Raw genomic sequence first — 17,640 nt, 5'->3', positions numbered from 1 at the left:
GTTCGCATAGCAATCACAAATTCATGACCTCGGATTCCGCGAGCGGTCGCTCCCGGGCCGCGAGCGCTTCCCCAACCATTTTTGCTGGTATTTGGTCATGATTCTGTAAACTGATATATGACTCTGGCCCCCTTCTCGCCGCCCATAAGCCTCACCATGCGCACGGCTGCGAGTAGTATCTGCGGGGCATCTGCCAAACCACATGAGGAACGAGACACCATGGCTCCCACAAGCGACGCCTGCACTCTGCAAGACCAGGCCTACCAGACGCTGCGTCAGGCCATCGTCTATGCGCAGTTCACGCCAGGTCAGCGTCTCGTGCCCAAGGACATCTGCGAGGAGCTGGGGCTTGGCCGCACGCCGGTGCGCGAGTCGCTCGTGCGTCTGCAACAGCAGGGCCTCGTGCGCACGGTGCCCCAGAGCGGCACCTTCGTCTCCAGGATCGATGGCCACGCCGCGGAGAACGCCCGCTTCACGCGTGAGCACCTGGAGAGCCAGGTGGCCATCGAGTGCTGCGCCATGGCAGACGAGCACGACCTCGCACGACTCGACGCCATCATCGCCAAGCAGCAGGAGGCGGTTGCCGCCCGTGACGAGCAGCAGTTCTTCATCACGGACAACCAGATGCACGAGCTCATGTTCGACATCGCCAACCGCCACGAGGTGTGGGAGTGGCTGGCCCTCACGAACACCCACTTCGAGCGCTTCCGCTGGCTCGCCGCCATCACCAAGGGCGTGGGCTGGGACGTTGTGATGGACCAGCACTTCCAGATTCGAGACGCCATCGCCAGGCGCAGCCCGAGCGATGCCTCCTACCTCGTGAGCCTGCACCTGCACAAGGCGCTCGCAGACCACAAGGACGTCGTGGCCGAGCACCCGGAGTACTTCGAGGAGGCCGAGGCGCTGCTCGGCCCCCAGTGGGACCCGCAGGCGCCTGGCGCCATCCGGCGTTAGGCGTCCTTGAGCTCGCAGCCCTTGCCGCGCGCCCTCGCGCACTTCGCCACGGCCCTGTTGAGCGCTATCAGCGCGATGCAGTTGGGGATCACCATCAGCTGGTTGAAGAGGTCCGCAAGCTCCCATACGAGGTCGTTGGAGAGCGTCGACCCCAGGAAGAGGAAGACGAGCGCGATGCAGCTGAACACAGGCACCGCCTTCTTGCCAAAGAGGTAGTCCACGTTGGTCTTGGCGAAGAGGTTCCAGCCAAGAATCGTCGAGAAGGCAAAGAACAGCAGGCAGATGGCCACGAAGATGTTGCCTCCCGCCTCGCCGAAGAGGGTACCGAAGGCAACCTGGGCCATATTGGTCTTGGTGAGGCCGGCCGCCACGCCCGTGGCGTCGACGGTCATCGCGCCCTCGCCCGTATAGAGCGTCACGAGCACCACGAGCGCAGTGCAGGTAACCACCACCATCGTGTCGATGAAGACCGCCGCGATGCCAAGGACGCCCTGGTCGTGCGGGTTCTTGACGTGCGCGAGCGCGTGCGCGTGCGGGGTAGAGCCCATGCCTGCCTCGTTGGAGAAGAGGCCGCGCTTGGCACCCTGGGAGAGCGTGGCAATGAGGCCAAAGGTGACGCCGCCCATCTGGGCCTGCGGGTCAAAGGCGAAGCGCAGGATGAGGCCAAAGGCCTCGGGCACGCGCGGGGCGTTGGCAATGATCACGGCAAGGGACCCCACGATGTAGAGCAGCGCCATACCTGGCACCACCTTCTCCGTGACGGAGGCAAGGCGGTCGACGCCGCCCAGGAAGATGAAGCCCGCCACCAGAACCACCACGATGCCAACCGTCCAGCCGGGCACGCCAAAGGCCGTGCTCATGGTCTCGGCGATGGAGTTTGACTGCACCATGCAGCCCATGAAGCCAAGCGCCAGGATGATGGCAACGGCAAAGAAGCCGGCGAGGAACTTGCCGAACACGCCCTTGAAGGCAGTGGTGATGTAGTAGGCGGGGCCACCGTGGATGGCTCCCTCCGCGTCGCGGACGCGCGTCTCGAGCGCCAGCACAGCCTCGGCGTAGTAGGTAGCCATGCCCAGGAAGGCGATGACCCACATCCAGAAGATGGCACCAGGGCCGCCGATGAGGATGGCGCCACAGGCACCCACGATGTTTCCCGTGCCCACCTGCGCCGCGATAGCGGTGGCCACGGCCTGGAAGGAGCTCATGCCGCCGTTTTTCTGCTTGCCGCCGTTCAGGGAGAAGCCGCCGAACAGCTTGCGGAAGGCCTCGCCAAAGCAGCGCACCTGCACGAAGTTGGTGCGGATGGTGAAGAAGAGCCCCGTGCCAATCAGCAGGAAGATGAGCACGTAGTTCGAGAGGTACGAGTTGATGGTCTGGGTGACGGTGAGAAGTGCTTGCTCCACGGCTGGCCTTTCTTGGTCTGCGAGAAAGCCCGGGAGCGCAACTGAGGAAACGACGGTGGCAGCGGGCGCCGGCCGGCGCCTTTGCGAGCCAAGGTCACGTCTCTGTCCGTTTGCCTGAGAGATTCGACCTGGCTGCGCAGCTCGGGGCATGCGCGGCTAGGTCTTGCACCGTCGGCACTCAGTTAAGAGTTCTCCAGAGATTTCTCCGCGTCCGGTTCCATGGCCTGGTCCCGGACGCTTCATCGAAAGCGACAAGGGCGCAGTATACGCCATCTTTGATGCCGTCGCGCCCACGGCAACCACCCGAGACCATTCGGAAACAGACGCCCCGCAACCCTCCCCAGCGCCGACCGGCTCCAGCACCGGTCAACCCTCCTCCGCACCGACCGACCCCGACGGCGGATAGCTACCCGAGTTCGAAGGCGCCGGCTATCCCAGACAGCTACCCGAGTTCGCGGACGCTGTCCTTGAGGACGAGGCGCGGCGTGAGGAGGCGCTCCTGGGGCCCCTTGCCCTCCTCACCACGCGCATACTCGTCCAGGCGCTGCAAGATGAGCCCGATGGCCGCCTCGGAGAGCTCGCCCACGTTCTGCTCGATGGAGGTGAGCGCCGGCTCGAACAGGGAGTCCGCCGCCGAGTTGTCGTAGCTCACCACGGAGTAGTCGCGTGGCACGCGACGCCCTTCCTCGTAGAGGCGTTTGAGCACGCCAAGCGCGATGTTGTCGCTGGTGGCGAGCACACCCGTGACGTCGAGGCCCGTCAGCTGCCCGGCCGCCTCGTAGGCCGTGGGGATGTAGTAGTCGCTGTGCAGCACGAGCGACTCGTCGAATGGCAGTCCCGCCTCGTCCAGCGCGTGTCGGTAGCCCGCCACGCGCTCGTCACCCGTGTGGGAGCGCGTGTTGGCGATGCACGCGATGCGCCGGTGCCCGCACTCGATGAGGTGGCGACAGGCCAGGTAGCCACCCTCAACGTTGTCGAAGCGCACCTTGTCACAGGCCAGGCCGTCGATGAAGCGGTCCACCATCACGTAGGGCACCGGAAGCTGGAAGAGGTCCTCGAGCAGCTGCGCATCGGTGGTGAACTCGTCGGAGACCACAAGAAACAGGCCGTCGATTCCCCGGTTCACGAGCAGGCGAACGAGCTCGGCGTCGGCCGTGGGGCTCTCGTCTGAGTTGGTGATGAACAGGGCGTATCCGAGCTTTCGGCACCTAAGCTCAAGGTTCTTGGCGAGCGACGAGAAGAAGCGGCTCTCGATGTTGGGCACGATGAGGCCAAGGGTATGCGAGTGCTGAGTGACGAGGCTGCGGGCTATCTGGTTGGGGATGTAGTGCTTCTTGCGCGCGACCTCCTTGATACGCTTACGGTTGGCCTCGGAGATCTTGCATGGTTTGTTGTTGAGCACGAGCGACACCGACGTGGGCGAAAGCCCCACCTCGCGGGCGATTTCCTTAAGCGTCACCTTGGGTGCCATGTGGTTCTCCCCATCGTCTCCGTGCTGTCGACTGCCGCAACCCCTTGACCGCGAGCAGCCCGAGGGCCCTGGCGGCATGCTGCCCCGAGACCCAACCGCGGCCCACGCAAGCGCCCGACGTCGAAGCCGGCCGTTGGCAATGTCGCCTAGCATAGCCCACCATCGTTTTAAACATGTTGGGGAGCCGCGATGAAACCGTTGCAGATTAAACGATTTAGCGCTCGCGGAATAATCGGGCTTGCGGGGCGACACGCGTCGTATGGTATCGGAGACAACCGACACGCCAACGACAGGCGCCCGAGCTAACAGCCGCACGAACAGGAGCAACCGTGCCCACCGCCATCTCCCCCATCCCCTTTGGCGCCATGCCCAACGGCCAGGCCGCGCGCCTGTGGCGCCTCTCCAACGCCCATGGCATGACGGCCGAGGTCACCGACTTGGGGGCTTGCCTCGTCTCGCTCCGCGCGCCAAACGAAGCCGGGAGCTTCACGGACGTCGTGCTGGGCTACGACGGGGCCGCAGGCTATGCCGTCAACGGGCCCAACTTTGGCGCCGTGGTGGGCCGTCACGCCAACCGCATCGACTCCGGGCACTTTGAGCTTGGCGGCGCCACCTATACGCCGCAAAGAAACGACCGCGGCAGCAGTCTGCACAGCGGGCCGGACTATTGGCATCACCGCCTTTGGGAGTTTGTCCGCGCCGAGCGGGGCGAGGACGGTGCCCTCATCGAGCTCCGCCTCCAAAGCCCGGACGGGGACCAGGGCTTCCCCGGCAACCTCGACGTGCGGGTGACCTACGGGCTCACGGCCGCAAACGAGCTCGCCATCACCTACGTGGCACTGCCCGACGCGCCTACGGTGGTGAACCTCACCAACCACAGCTACTTCAACCTGAACGGTCACGCTTCGGGAACGGCGCTCGACCACACGCTTCAGGTGCTTGCCGACGCCTACACCGAGACGCGCGACGACCTCGTGCCCACCGGTCGTCTGCTCCCGGTCGGTGGCACCCCGTTCGACCTGCGCGAGCCTCAGCCGCTGCGCGCAGGCGTCGAGTCTGGCTTTGCTCCCATTGCGAGCGCGGGCGGCTATGACCACAACTACGCTCTGCGCGAGGCGAAGCCAACGGCCGACGACGAGGGCTTCGTGGGTGCACTGCGCCGAGTGGCGACGCTTGCGGGCGACAGGAGCGGCATCGCCATGGACGTGCTCACGGACACGCCAGGCATGCAGGTCTACGCCGGTAACTTCATCGGCGGCGAACGCGGCAAGGGCGGCGTGACCTACGCCGACCACGACGCCGTGTGCCTGGAGACGCAATTCTATCCCGACGCCGTCAACCACCCCACCTTCGCCCAGCCCGTCTTTGGGCCTGATCACCCCTACCGAAGCCGCACCATCTTCGCATTCCGCCGCAGGTAGGGCACCCAAACACAGGCACGAAACGGCACGGAAAAGGGGCCGGACGCATCACGCGAGCGCCCGACCCCGCATTTTTTGACGGGCCCCGGGCCCGCCCATTCCCTCGCATACCCTCGCAAGGGCCTGTCCCCACTAATCAGTGGCGGACGCGACAGGAGTCGCGGTTCATGATCGCGAAGTTGAGGCCGATGAGCACGCCGCCGCCCACGAGGTTGCCCAGGATGGTCACGAGCACGCTCAGGACGGCCGCGCCTGCGTCCACGCCGCCGCGCAGACCCATGATCATGAACAGCGCGGAGTTTGCGATGCTGTGCTCAAAGCCCAGGAAGGCAAAGACGAACACCGCCACGATCATGATCGTGCACTTGGTGAAGTCGTTGTGCAGCTTGCCGTTGTAGACGAGCAGCATCGCGATGTTGATGCAGAAGTTGCAGAACATGGCCCGGATGAACAGGTCCACGGCGCCGGGAAGCGTCGCCACATAGCCGGCCTTTCTCGCCACCGCAGCCGTCATCTGCTCCAGCATGCCCGCATCGAGCACGCTCGAGAAGCGAATCAACACGGCAAAGATCAGCGCCCCGATGAGGTTCCCCACCAGGCAGTACAGCAACAGGCGCACGGCATGGGAGAGCACGATGCGACGGTGGTAGCAGCCGATGGAGATGACCATCATGTTGGCCGTGAGCAGCTCGGAGTTGGTGTAGTAGATGAACACGAGCGCCCAGCCAAACACGAGCGGGGCCAAGATCCTGCCCGCGAGCGCGCCCGTGGCCCCCAGGGCCGCACAGGCCGAGAAGACCGCGAAGTAGGTTGTGAAGAACAGCCCCACAAAGAAGCCCGCCATCGCAGATCGCTGCAGGTAGACGCCCGTCATGGCACTGGACATGGTCTCCTTTGACTCAAGGGCGTCGAGCACCGTGCTGATGAACGCACGACCTGGAAAGAGTGGGTGAATCTTGGGCTCGGTCGATTCGGAATCCGCCATGGGAACCTCCCGGAACAGGACAAGGGACGCGCCTCACACGCCGCCATCGACGCATGCGACGAACGCCCGCCACCAGCATTAGCCTCGGTTGCAAGTATGTCACGCCCAATGGCATTCTCAGCCCATCGCAAGCTCAGTCGCTGCACCTTCCCTGCACACCACCACACCGCCAATGGGTCACCACCCGAATGCCTGACATCCAGTTTGACTCATCCCGGAGATTCAGCCTAGGACTCGAGACGCACGCCACGAATGAGTCAGATTGGATGGCAACCGGGCGGGAGGCTGACTTATCGGCTTCGCACGCGTCATAATAGGAGCATTACCGATTCCTAGCAGAGCGAACACGCTCGGGAGGGACATCCGTGGCTATCACCGCAGAAGAGGTCGTCGAGACCCTCAACATGGTCACCGAACAGCACCTCGACATACGCACCGTCACGATGGGCATCTCGCTCATGGGCTGTGCCGACGAGGACCTGAGCCGCATGTGCGACAAGGTCTACGAGCGCATCACCCGAACGGCCGAGCGCCTCGTGCCCGTGGCCGAGAACCTGGAGCGCGAGTACGGCATCCCCATCGTCAACAAGCGCGTCTCCGTGACGCCCATCGCGCAGATCGCCGCCGCCTGCCCGGACACAGACCTCGTGCCACTCGCCCACGCCCTCGACCGAGCGGCCGCCACGCTTGGCATTGACTACCTTGGCGGCTATTCCGCCCTCGTGCACAAGGGCATCGGCGACGCGGACCGTCGCCTCATCGCCTGCATCCCGGAGGCCCTCGCCACCACGGACCGCGTGTGCTCCAGCGTGAACGTCGCCAGCCTGCGTGCCGGCATCAACATGGACGCCGTGCTCATGGTTGCCCAGACCGTGCTGGACTGCGCCAGGCTCACGGCCGACCACGACTCCATCGGCGCCTCCAAGTTCGTGGTCTTCTCCAACATGGTGGAGGACTCGCCCTTCATGGCGGGCGCCACGCACGGCTCCGGCGAGGCCGATGCCGTCATCAACGTGGGCGTCTCGGGCCCCGGCGTCATGGCCGCGGCCCTGGAGGAGCTGCCCGAGACGGCGTCCATGATGGAGGTGGCCGAGCGCATCAAGCAGACGGCCTTCAAGATCACGCGCGCCGGCGAGCTCATGAGCCGCGAGGCCGCACGACGCCTGGGCGTGGAAAAGGGCATCGTGGACCTGTCGCTGGCCCCCACCCCCGCCATCGGCGACTCCGTGGCACGCATCCTCGAGATCATCGGCGTGGGCCAGTGCGGTGGCCCCGGCACCACCTGCGCGCTGGCCATGCTCAACGACGCCGTCAAGAAGGGCGGCGTCATGGCGAGCTCCAGCGTGGGCGGCCTCTCGGGCGCATTCATCCCCGTCTCCGAGGACGCCGGCATGATCGAGGCGGCCGAGGCGGGCGCTCTCTCGCTCGAGAAGCTCGAGGCCATGACCTGCGTGTGCTCGGTGGGCCTGGACATGATCGCCGTGCCGGGCGACACGCCCGTGGAGGCCATCGCCGGCATCATCGCCGACGAGATGGCCATCGGCGTCATCAACAACAAGACCACCGCGGTGCGCCTCATCCCGGCCATCGGCAAGAGCGAGGGCGAGTCCGTGGAGTTTGGCGGCCTCTTTGGCCGAGCCCCGGTCATGCGCGTGAACCCCAACGCGGGCACCGTGCTCGCCCACCGAGGCGGACGCTTCCCCGCGCCGCTCAACTCGCTCAAGAACTAGCCGAGAGGGACGCAGGCGTACCGGGGCGACCCGCGTGTTCCATGCTTCTCGCGCCTGGGGCGTCCTGCGCATCCCGCGCATCCCGCCCCAGGCGGCAAGACCGGCACGCCAGCGCCTCGGGCATGCCTGCGCCGCTGCCATGCCACCCGCAAGAACGACTCGGGCCCGCCGCGCCACCCAACCCGGCGGGCCCCGCCGCCAGAACGGAACCACCATGTCCGACAGATGCCGCGCGACCTCCAAGCCCCAGCGTCGCATCCCCATCGTGCCCATCGCCGGCGTGGCCGCAGCCGCGGTCCTCGCCCTTGGCATCCATGGGCGCATGACGCCCGCCGCCGGTGCGCACACCACCTATGCGGGCACCGGCGGCATCGAGAACACGGAGCTCTTTGACGCGGCCGCAGAGGCGAGCTTTGCGCCCTCGCTGCTGTTTCCCAGCGAGCTTGTCCCAAGCAACCCAGACTGGCCGCAGGTCAGTGATGCGCAAAAGCCGTCCCGCAGCGTCATGGGCGAGCTCATCGAGGCCACAAGGGCCATCGAGGACGAGGGCTACGAGGTGGGCTATGCCCTGCTCGACCTCGACACGGGCGCCACGGTGACCTACAACGCAGACGCGGCGTTCTACTCCGCGAGCTCCATCAAGGGCCCGTACGTCACGAGCGTGGTTGAGTACGAGCTGGGAGACGCCGTGAAGAGCGATGCCTCGCGCATCTCGGCCATCCTCGAGTACTCGGACAACGCGGCCTACTCCAGCCTCCGCGATGCCTACGGCAACACGCCGTTTGCCAAGCTGGTTGAGGCCACCGGCGCGGCCAGCCTGCCCAGCCACGGCGCCACCGACGCGGTGGACGCCGCCGCCCGGATCCAGAGCGGCGCGAGCATCGCAGACAACAAGTACGAGTTCTTCACGCCCAATCAGATGCTTGCCCTCTGGAAGGGCTGCTACGAGTACCTCTCCGGCGGCAGCGCCGGCGCAGAGTGGCTTGCGAGCGAGTTCGAGAAGCCCGAGACCTCGGCCATTCGCGTCACGGCGGGCTCGCTTGGCACCACGTGGTCCAAAGCCGGCTGGTACCCGGACGAGGAGAGCGGCTACGGCACCACCGTGGACGCCGGTGCCGTGCGCACCGACGACGGCGACTTCCTCATCGTGGTCATGACCACGATGCCCGAGGACTTCACCACGATGGAGACCATCGTGAGTCCCCTCATCACCCTGCGAGCCTCGCTCGTTGCCTAGCCGCCCTAGAACTCCCCCACGAAGCGCACCTCGGGCTCAAGTGCCACGCCAAACTGGCGCTCAACCTCGTCCTGCACGTGGGAGATGACGGCGCGGACGTCTGCCGCGGTGGCGCCGCCCAGGTTCACCACGAATCCGGCGTGCTTGGTGGAGACGGCCGCGCCGCCCACCTGGTAGCCCTTGAGCCCGGCGTCAGTGATGAGCTTGCCGGCAAAGTGGCCCTCGGGCCGCTTGAACGTGGAGCCCGCGCTCGGCAGCTCGAGCGGCTGCTTGGACTCGCGGCGCTCCGTGAGGTCGGCCATCTTGGCGCGAATCTCCGCCTCGTCACCCGCATGCAGCGCAAACGTGGCCGAGAGCACCACGAGGCCCTGCGTGCGCACGCGGCTCGTGCGATATCCCAGCTCCAGGTCGGATACCGGCAGGTCGAAGACATCACCGTCCGGCCCGAGCACCGTTGCGCTGGCGAGGACGTCTGCGATACAGCCGTCGTAGGCGCCGGCGTTCATGAAGACGGCGCCGCCCACGCTGCCCGGGATGCCGCAGGCAAACTCGAGGCCCGTGAGGCCATGGTCTGCCGCCACGCGCGAGACCTCGGCGATGGCCGCACCCGGCTGGCAGGTGATACGGGAACCGGAGACCTCGATGCCGTCGAGGCCGGCGGGACAGGCGACCATGACGCCACGAAAGCCCTTGTCTCCCACGAGCAGGTCTGAGCCCAGACCCAGCAGGAAGTACGGAGTCCCTGCCTCGCGGCAGGCGCGCAGCACGCAGATGAGCTGTGCCGTGGTCTGCGGCTCGACGAAGACGTCCGCGGGGCCGCCGACCTTGAACGTGGTGTGCTCGCCCATCGGCTCGCTCAGGCGCACGTGCTCGGCGCCAACGAGGGCGACGAGGTTGTCGATAAGATTCTTGCAATTGATATCCATATACAATCTCAAATCGCTCATTCTGGACGCACGGCCCTAGATACACGTTAGCTAGCAGGACTAATTAGCATAGTTACAGTTGAGTCACGGTCAAATAGGTCACCAAAAACCTACTCGTTTCAAGACGTTAGCAACATGTAGCCAGAGGCCACACGCTATGCAGTCAACATAAGAAGCCGCTCATGTTCACTTATATACCTTTCAGCATATTACTTATTGGGTCTTATAGTATTTCTTACTACTATACTAATTCAACAATACTTTTATCTGCTGCCTCCCCAATACCTTTGCCCGCCTTTTCCGCGCCCACCCTTGTCACCCACACGATTGTTTAAAACCCGCCGGCAAGCGAAAGGACATCCCAATGACCTTCCGTTCGCAAGCTAGCCTTGAATACACCCTCCGCAGCATAATCCTGTTGGTGCTTTTGGTGGTCTTTGCAGCACTGATGCTCGTACCGGCGGCAGTGCCCCCAAGCGAAGGCGTCGTGGAAGCGGCTTCGTATGCCGACCCCGTCACAGCATTCGAGAGCGGCGAACTGCTGAACGCCAGGCAAGCAGCGGAGAACGTTTCGGGGACGCAGACCGCGGCGGAGACTCGCGCATGGCAGGAGCTTTCTCAGGCTACCGACGGGCTTGGCGCTAGCGAGACCGAATCGGAGCGCTACGAAATCCTCGCCACCTACTACGAGCTGAAAGGGGCGTTTCTCGAAGACGGAACGCTGACCCGAGGTTCCAACGGCCACGACAACGAGTTGGCAGCTCGCTTCTCCGCGCGGCGCTATCGCCGCCTTGCGGAGTTTGGGGCAGCGCGCGACCCCAACGGCAAGCTTTGGTGGGACCTCCCCGGAGAGTGTCCTGCGCTCATCTACCTCGCAGGGGCGATCCCCTTCCAGCCCGCCGGCTACCTATCCGAAGGGTTCTACAACCTGCCGCTCAGCCTCCTCACACCACAGAGCCTGCTCTTCAGCAACGCCTGCCTGCTGTGGTGCGTCCCGGCAACGGTGATAGCTTGGCGCGTCGCTCGGCTTCGCACCAGGCAAAGGCTTTTTGCGCAGGCACCAGGCGGCCCCGCCGTCAAGCTGTTTGCCTCCTCGTCCTCTGTCGTGGTGTCGCTGCTCGGCTTCGTGGCCGTGGCCTGCGCGCCGGCGGCGCTCGTGACGGGCATTCGCAACGGAGCCGGCTCGCTCGCCCATCCAGTCACGCTCATGCGGGACGGGACCATCATCGAGACGTGCGTGGGCTCCGTCATTGCCTCCCAGCTCGCCATACTCGCGCTCATGGCGCTTGTTGTCTCGGCGTTGGTTGAGCTCGTGGCGAAGGCCTCCGGCAGCGCCGCGCTCGGAGCAGTAACAGCAGCGCTGTTCTGCGCGGTCCCCCTCATGCCCATCTACGACCTCTGTGCCCGCTCAGGTAACGCCGCACTCCAATGGCTTCCCCAGACCTATCTCAACCTGCGCCGCGTCGCTGGCACGCCCCTTGAGACGGATGACCTCTCACGGGAGCTCCTCTACATAGATACGAGCTCTGGTGCCGTCGAGACGATCATCCGAGGCGTGGACCTGACGCGGGCGGCGCTCATGCTCGGCGGCACGGCGGCCGCCCTGCTCGCACTCGCCTTGGCCGCACACGCCCTTCGCAGGCCGAGCGTGCATCTCGTTCGAAGCGCGAGGACCGAGAGCCCGCAGCCAGCCACGTTCCGCCGGCCTGCCACACGCGCCGCCACGAGCGCCTCGCAAAGCCATGGCCCTGCCCACGCCCCAGCAACCGGAGGTGGAACCCATGCTCCGCGCAACTGACATCACGGCGCGTCGCGGCGGAAGGGTCCTGCTCAGCGACGCCGAGCTTACTCTCGACGCCGGCCAGGTTAAAGGTCTCGTCGCCCCCAACGGCTGGGGAAAGACGACATTGCTGCGTCTCCTCGCCGGCGCGCATATGCGCGGTTGCTCGGGCAAGCTGCAGGTAGACGGTGTGTCACCCAGGGACGAGCGCGCCTTCCGTCGCGCCGTCTTCTACGCTCCCGGCGAGGGCACTCTGCTCTACCCGGACGCCTCGGCGCGCTTTCACCTGGAGAGCACGAAGCGGCTTTGGGGCTCTCCCTACTCCGTGGACGACGTCGCCCGGCGCTGCGGCATCGACGGCTGGCTGTCACGACCGGTTCGCAAGCTCTCCCAGGGCATGAAGCAGCAGCTCACGCTCGCCATCGCCTACATGGCGCATACGGCCTACCTCCTGCTCGACGAGCCCATGAACGCGCTTGACCCCACCAACGTGCAGCTCAACTCGAGGCTCGTGCGCAAAGTGGCGGCGCACGGCACGGGCATCATCATGAGCTCGCACATTCTCGACAACGTGGACCGCGTCTGCGACAGCGTCCTGTTCGTGCGCGACGGCAGACTCGTGGAGGTGCCGAGCGGAGGGGCGAGCTCGCTCGCGCTCTACAACGAGCTCTACGGCGAGAACGGCTCCCGCGATGGCGCGGGCCACGGCATCCAGGCGCCAACGGACACCCGAAACGGCCTCGCCACGCCGCAACGCGGCAAGCGCTTCAGGAGGCCCTAGCCATGGGCGCCGGCGCCTACCTGAGAACGCGGCTAGGCCTGCTGCTCAGAAGCCGCGTCGTGCTGGGCATGCTCGTACTGGTTGCCGTCATATGCGTGGGCTCGAGCCTCCTGCCAGGCACCACGGGCTTCTGCCCCGAGCTCTACCACCGGCGCCGTGCCCTTTTTGATGACGCGGTTAAGAGCGGCGTGATTAGCCCCCAAACCAGTGAGCAAGCGAATCTGCTGCTTGAGTACGACGTGGCGCTCGTGGCGCTCGAGCAGGTGCGACCGGACCTCACGGGAGACTGGCACTCGTTCACGGCCGATGCCGCGCATGCCGCCGAGGTCGCCATTCGCGTGGGCGAGTCCGGGCTCTGCGCATTCGGCGCGGGCGGCGTAGGGTCCGAGGCGGACGTCCGGGCCGAGCTCGCCCTCACCCGCGCGCTCCATGACGGCGGATGGGACGTCTACGCGAGCACCGCTGAGCAGCCGGCGACGTTCCGCCTCGCCGCAGTGCCGTCTCTCCTACCCGGGGCCCTGTGGACCGTTCCGACGCTCGTCATTGCCTGCGTGCTCGGCTTCGACCGCTCAAGCGGCAGACTGCTCGCACAGGCCCCGATGGAAGCGCGGACGGCACGAGTGATTGATAGCTCGATAGCCTGGGTTGCGGGCATGCTCGTCACCGTGCTGGGCTGGGGCCTCGCCGCGGCCGTCGCCGCACGCAATGGGCTCGGAAGCCTCGACTATCCCGTCGTGATGACCTCCGACGCCGCGCCATGCGTCTCCAACGTCGGCGCCTCGATAGCCTCCAACCTCGCGAGGCTGGCCCTCTCGTCGCTTGTCATGAGCTTGCTCTCCTCCGCCGCCTCCCTGGGCCGCAACCCCTGGGCTCCAACGGCTGCCGTGGGCGGCACGCTCGTCTGCGCATGCTTGGCATCCGGAGCACCCGGTAGCACGGCCTCTGGCGCAATCGGGTTCCTCGGCGTCATGAGCTCAAGCGGCACGGCCGCCTACCCGGGGGATGCAAGCTGGCTCGCAAACGCCCCGACCACGCCGACGGAAGTCATGGGACTGCTTTCGGTGAGCCTCCTGGCATACCTTGCGTCGTTCGTGAGGGCGCGCAGGCATGTCCGCGGCTGCCTCTGAGGAGTAGTCGGCAACCCTTGGTCAAAAGTCAAGAACCCGGCATCCGTTTTTCGCCTCTGCAAGACGGCCGAATGGCCATCGAGGGCGAAACGGACGGCATTCACGCAACGCGGGGCCGCCACGACGGGCCAATGCCCTCTCGCCGGCGTCGTTGGCTCTCACAGAGTCGGCCGGATGCGACGGGCCAATGTAGACACCAGTGAACTGGCAGCAATTCGCCCTTGACGCGACAAAGAGACGCGCCTAGGCTGTGCATCGTCAGTTTCAGGGCGGGGTGAGATTCCCCACTGGCGGTAACGGACGCTGCGGCGCCCGAAGCCCGCGACCCGCGAATACGCGGCTGACCCGGTGCGAATCCGGGGCCAACGGTAATGAGCGCAGACGCGCCTGAGTCCGGATGGAAGAAACGGAGGGCCCATCATGGCCACATCTCCCACTGCACGTCCAGCCTCCCACTCCACCACCGGCACCACCGCCGGCGGCTGGTCCACGAGCCGCATCGCCATCTGCGCTCTGTTCGTGGCGCTCTCCCTCGTGGCGAGCTTCGTGGAGCTGCCGGTGTTCCCGCCGGCCCCCTACCTCAAGTACGATCCGTCCGGCGTGGTCGACCTCGTCGCCGGCCTGGCCTTTGGCCCCGGCACCGGCGCGCTCGTGAGCGTGCTCTCCTGGCTGCCGCACCTCTTCATGAACCCGTTCGGCGGCCTCATGGGCATCCTCTGCGCCCTGGCCCTCACCGTTCCCACCGCGCTCGTCTACGCCAAGGCGCGCACGCGCAAGGGCGCCACGCTGGGCATGCTGCTCGGCGCCGTGGCGACGCTCGTGGTGGCCATCGTGGGCAACATCATCGTGACCCCGCTCTACTCCGGCGTCACCACCGAGCAGGTCATCCAGATGATCGTGCCGATCCTCCTGCCGTTCAACCTGCTCAAGATCGTGCTCAACTGCGTCGTGACGCAGCTGGTGTACAAGCCGGTTTCCAAGCTCGTTGGGGAGTAGCGTGATCCGCAGCATCAACGCGCCGTGCCAGACGGACCCCCTCAAGCCACGCGTTCGGCTTGAGGGGGTCCGTCTCTCGTACAGCGAGGGCGCCACCTGGGCACTGGATGGCATATCGCTCGAGGTCATGGATGGCGAGCGACTCTGCGTGCTGGGTCCCAACGGCTCGGGCAAGTCCACGCTGGCCCAGGTGATTTGCGGCTTGGAGGCTCCGGACGAGGGCACGGTGGAGCTCGCCGGGCGCGTCGCATTTGACGGTACCGCGCCGAATGCCGAGGCCTACCGCCACGCCCGCCACCACACGGGGCTCGTGTTCCAGAACCCCGAGGACCAGATTGTCACGAGCATCGTGGCCGACGACGTGGCCTTTGGCCCAGAGAACCTCGGCGTCCCGCACGCAGAGATCGTCCGCCGGGTAGACGAGGAGCTTGCCCGCGTGGCCATGGGCGCCTACGCGCAGGCAGACCCCCCCCGCCTCTCCGGCGGCCAGCAGCAGCGTGTGGCCATAGCCGGAGCGCTCGCCATGCACCCAGACCTGCTCGTGCTGGACGAGCCCGGTGCCATGCTGGACGTTCGCGGGCGCCGGGGCATCATGCGCGTACTCGACAAGCTGCAGGCTGCCGGCACCACGCTCGTGCACATCACGCACTTCATGGACGAGGCCTTGGCCGCGGACCGCGTGGTGGTCCTCGCCCACGGCCACATCGTGCTTGAGGGCGCGCCCCACGAGGTGTTCGCCCACGCAACCAAGCTCCGCGATCTGGGCCTCGACGTGCCGCTCGCCACGCATGTGGCGCTTGAGTTGGGGCTTTCTCCCCACACGTCCGCAGACGAGCTCGCGCACGAGCTGCTCGAGCACGAGGGCGCGGGCCAGGCGGCCTCATCTCCCGAACTCGCCTCCCAGGAACAGACCCGGCCCGCTGCCGAGACGCACCCCGCCGGCACCTCCGCCCCTGCGGCCGCGCACTCGCAACCCGCGAGCCAGCCCGTCGCACCCGCCCTCCGCGTGAGCGATGTGAGGTTCCGCTACGGCTCTGTCCCCGCGCTCGACGGCGTCTCGCTCGAGGTTGGTCCCGGCGAGCTCGTGGCCCTCACCGGCCAGACGGGCTCCGGCAAGTCCACCCTCGCCCGTCTCGTCTGCGCGCTTGCCACGCCGGACTCGGGTGCCATCGAGGTCTGCGGCATCCGTACCACGGACCGTCGCCGGCGCCGCCAGCTTCGCGGCCTCGTAGGCTACGTCATGCAGCACCCCGAGCGACAGCTCTTTGCCGACACGGTCTTCGAGGACGTCGCGTACGGGCCCCGAAACCTCGGCCTCAAGCCCGCCGAGGTGGAGCGTCGCGTGCGCGAGCAGCTCGCGTTCCTCGGCCTTGCGGGCAAGGTGGACGCCTCGCCCTTCGACCTCTCGGGCGGCCAGCAGCGCCTCGCCGCGCTCGCCGGCGTGCTCGCCATGGAGCCCAAGGTGCTCGTTCTCGACGAGCCCGTGGCGGGCCTGGACCCGCGCGGCGCCGAGCGCCTGCGCAACGTGATACGCGCGCTGCATGCCCGTGGCGTGGCCATCCTCATGGTCTCGCACTCGATGGAGGACGTGGCCACCCTCGCAGACCGCATGCTGGTGCTCGACACCGGGCGCGTGGCGCTGGAGGGCACCCCACGCGAGGTCTTTGCCCAGGAAGGGCGCCTGCGCGAGCTTGGCCTCGGCATCCCGGCGCCGCTCGCGCTCGCCTGCGAGCTCCGCGCGCGCGAGATTGCCGTTGCCGGAAGCCCGCTCACGACACCCGAGCTTGTAGGCGCGCTTCGACGCGCTGTGACCACGAGCCTCGCCGTGGCTCCCAGCGCCGGCACACCCGAAGGCAACCCGGACGTTCGCGAGGAGGTGCCCGCATGCTAGCCTCGCCCATCGGCAGCTACCAGCCCGGAGCCTCCGTGGTCCACAAGCTCGACGCCCGCATCAAGTCCGTGGCGCTCGTGGTGGTCATGGTGGCCTCGTGCACCGTCACCACGCCCACCCAGCTGCTGCTCACCCTCGCAGCGCTCGTGGCTCTTGTGGCCGCCTCGCGCCTCCCAGCGCGCACCGTGGGGCGCTCGATGATGCCCATCGTGCCGTTTGCGCTGGTGGTGGCCCTCTTCAACCTCTTTGCCATGCAGGGAGGGGCTACGCTGGCCGCCCTCGGCCCCCTCGTCGTGACCGAGGTGGGCGCCTGGTCTGCCGCGCTCTACGGCATCCGCCTCGTCATCATGGTGGGCTTTGGCGCGATGCTGCTGCTCACCACCACGCCCACCGCGCTCACGGACGCCTTCGAGTCGCTGCTCTCCCCGCTCGGCCGCCTCGACGTACCCACGCACGAGATTGCGATGGTCATGTCGCTGGCGCTGCGCTTCGTGCCCATCTTGTCCGACGAGGTGCAATCCGTCATGGACGCGCAGGCCGCGCGCGGCGGCAGCTTTGAGGAGGGCGGGGCGCTCTCGCGCCTGCGCGCCCTCGGCGCCGTGCTGGTGCCGGTGTTTGCCGGGGCCATGCGCCACGCGCAGAACCTCTCGCGCGCGCTCGACGCCCGCTGCTACGAGGGCGGCGACGCCCGCACCCGCTACCACGAACAGCACGTGCAGACGTGCGACCTCGCCTTCTGCGCGCTCTGCGCCGCCTGGCTCGCCGGCATCGTGGTACTGCGCGTGTTGTAGGGCATCCTGCGCGAGCGGCCATCGAGGTGCTGCGCGTGTTGCAGGGCATCCTGCGCGAGCGGCCATCGTAGCGCCACGGCCAGCGCGGACGGCCGCGGCAGCCGCGCCCGCGCAAGCCGTCGCCCGCGCACTCGCCACACGGTTCGG

The 17,640-nt window shown here is 66.7% G+C and carries 14 protein-coding genes and 2 riboswitches; of the genes, 10 read left to right on the top strand and 4 right to left on the bottom strand.

The window, feature by feature from the left end:
• Positions 1-219: 219 nt before the first annotated feature.
• Positions 220-954: a GntR family transcriptional regulator gene (locus EFAMC2_RS02020; RefSeq protein ID WP_187325095.1), complete on the top strand. Its 735-nt coding sequence runs from the start codon at positions 220-222 to the stop codon at positions 952-954.
• Here the strand turns inward: EFAMC2_RS02020 and EFAMC2_RS02015 are convergent.
• On the bottom strand, positions 951-2,357 hold the full coding sequence (locus EFAMC2_RS02015; RefSeq protein ID WP_154026493.1) for an alanine/glycine:cation symporter family protein: 1,407 nt from the start codon (positions 2,355-2,357) through the stop codon (positions 951-953). The two genes, EFAMC2_RS02020 and EFAMC2_RS02015, sit on opposite strands and share 4 nt — an antisense overlap.
• 92 nt (positions 2,358-2,449) lie before the next feature.
• Positions 2,450-2,564, bottom strand: a riboswitch (glycine riboswitch).
• A 235-nt stretch (positions 2,565-2,799) separates the two neighbouring features.
• Entirely contained in the window at positions 2,800-3,828 is a 1,029-nt protein-coding gene (locus tag EFAMC2_RS02010; RefSeq protein ID WP_154026491.1) for a LacI family DNA-binding transcriptional regulator, read from the bottom strand.
• A gap of 329 nt (positions 3,829-4,157) precedes the next feature.
• Between EFAMC2_RS02010 and EFAMC2_RS02005 the strand changes: the two genes are divergently transcribed.
• Complete coding sequence (locus EFAMC2_RS02005; RefSeq protein WP_261979981.1) at positions 4,158-5,249, top strand: aldose epimerase family protein; 1,092 nt, start codon at positions 4,158-4,160, stop codon at positions 5,247-5,249.
• Between the two features lie 136 nt (positions 5,250-5,385).
• On the opposite strand, the gene EFAMC2_RS02000 is transcribed toward EFAMC2_RS02005, so the two are convergent.
• The gene (locus tag EFAMC2_RS02000; protein ID WP_154026489.1) at positions 5,386-6,234 is read right to left on the bottom strand and encodes a formate/nitrite transporter family protein; all 849 of its coding nucleotides are present in this window, start codon (positions 6,232-6,234) and stop codon (positions 5,386-5,388) included.
• Between the two features lie 365 nt (positions 6,235-6,599).
• Here EFAMC2_RS02000 and EFAMC2_RS01995 point away from each other — a divergent pair, with 365 nt between their 5' ends.
• Both EFAMC2_RS01995 and EFAMC2_RS01990 read left to right on the top strand, forming a co-directional pair.
• A complete protein-coding gene (locus tag EFAMC2_RS01995) occupies positions 6,600-7,964 on the top strand; it encodes a PFL family protein (RefSeq protein ID WP_154026487.1) in 1,365 nt (454 codons plus the stop codon).
• Between the two features lie 214 nt (positions 7,965-8,178).
• On the top strand, positions 8,179-9,201 hold the full coding sequence (locus tag EFAMC2_RS01990; protein ID WP_154026485.1) for a serine hydrolase: 1,023 nt from the start codon (positions 8,179-8,181) through the stop codon (positions 9,199-9,201).
• Between the two features lie 5 nt (positions 9,202-9,206).
• Here EFAMC2_RS01990 and murB read toward each other — a convergent pair whose 3' ends face one another.
• Positions 9,207-10,127, bottom strand: a complete 921-nt coding sequence (gene murB / locus EFAMC2_RS01985; protein WP_154026483.1) for a UDP-N-acetylmuramate dehydrogenase — start codon at positions 10,125-10,127, stop codon at positions 9,207-9,209.
• A 487-nt stretch (positions 10,128-10,614) separates the two neighbouring features.
• On the opposite strand from murB, the gene EFAMC2_RS01980 reads away from it, so the two are divergent.
• The 6 genes from EFAMC2_RS01980 (at position 10,615) to EFAMC2_RS01955 (ending at position 17,493) form a co-directional block, all read left to right on the top strand.
• Positions 10,615-11,925, top strand: a complete 1,311-nt coding sequence (locus EFAMC2_RS01980) for a hypothetical protein (RefSeq protein WP_154026481.1) — start codon at positions 10,615-10,617, stop codon at positions 11,923-11,925.
• Positions 11,909-12,688, top strand: coding sequence for an ABC transporter ATP-binding protein (locus EFAMC2_RS01975; protein WP_187325093.1), 780 nt, complete (start codon positions 11,909-11,911; stop codon positions 12,686-12,688). The genes EFAMC2_RS01980 and EFAMC2_RS01975 overlap by 17 nt, the downstream gene beginning before the upstream one ends.
• Before the next feature lie 2 nt (positions 12,689-12,690).
• A complete protein-coding gene (locus EFAMC2_RS01970; RefSeq protein WP_154026477.1) occupies positions 12,691-13,815 on the top strand; it encodes a hypothetical protein in 1,125 nt (374 codons plus the stop codon).
• Between the two features lie 256 nt (positions 13,816-14,071).
• Positions 14,072-14,228: riboswitch (FMN riboswitch) on the top strand.
• Between the two features lie 7 nt (positions 14,229-14,235).
• Positions 14,236-14,811, top strand: a complete 576-nt coding sequence (locus EFAMC2_RS01965) for an ECF transporter S component (protein ID WP_154026475.1) — start codon at positions 14,236-14,238, stop codon at positions 14,809-14,811.
• Between the two features lies 1 nt (position 14,812).
• A complete protein-coding gene (locus EFAMC2_RS01960; protein ID WP_261979980.1) occupies positions 14,813-16,702 on the top strand; it encodes an ABC transporter ATP-binding protein in 1,890 nt (629 codons plus the stop codon).
• Complete coding sequence (locus tag EFAMC2_RS01955; RefSeq protein ID WP_154026474.1) at positions 16,696-17,493, top strand: energy-coupling factor transporter transmembrane component T family protein; 798 nt, start codon at positions 16,696-16,698, stop codon at positions 17,491-17,493. The genes EFAMC2_RS01960 and EFAMC2_RS01955 overlap by 7 nt, the downstream gene beginning before the upstream one ends.
• Positions 17,494-17,640 lie beyond the last annotated feature (147 nt).

The sequence above is a fragment of the Olsenella uli genome (assembly GCF_901212655.1).
Taxonomy (GTDB): Bacteria; Actinomycetota; Coriobacteriia; order Coriobacteriales; family Atopobiaceae; genus Parolsenella; species Parolsenella uli_A.
The sequence above is the reverse complement of the archived record's forward strand: the minus strand, read 5'-3'. Positions and strand labels throughout refer to the sequence as shown.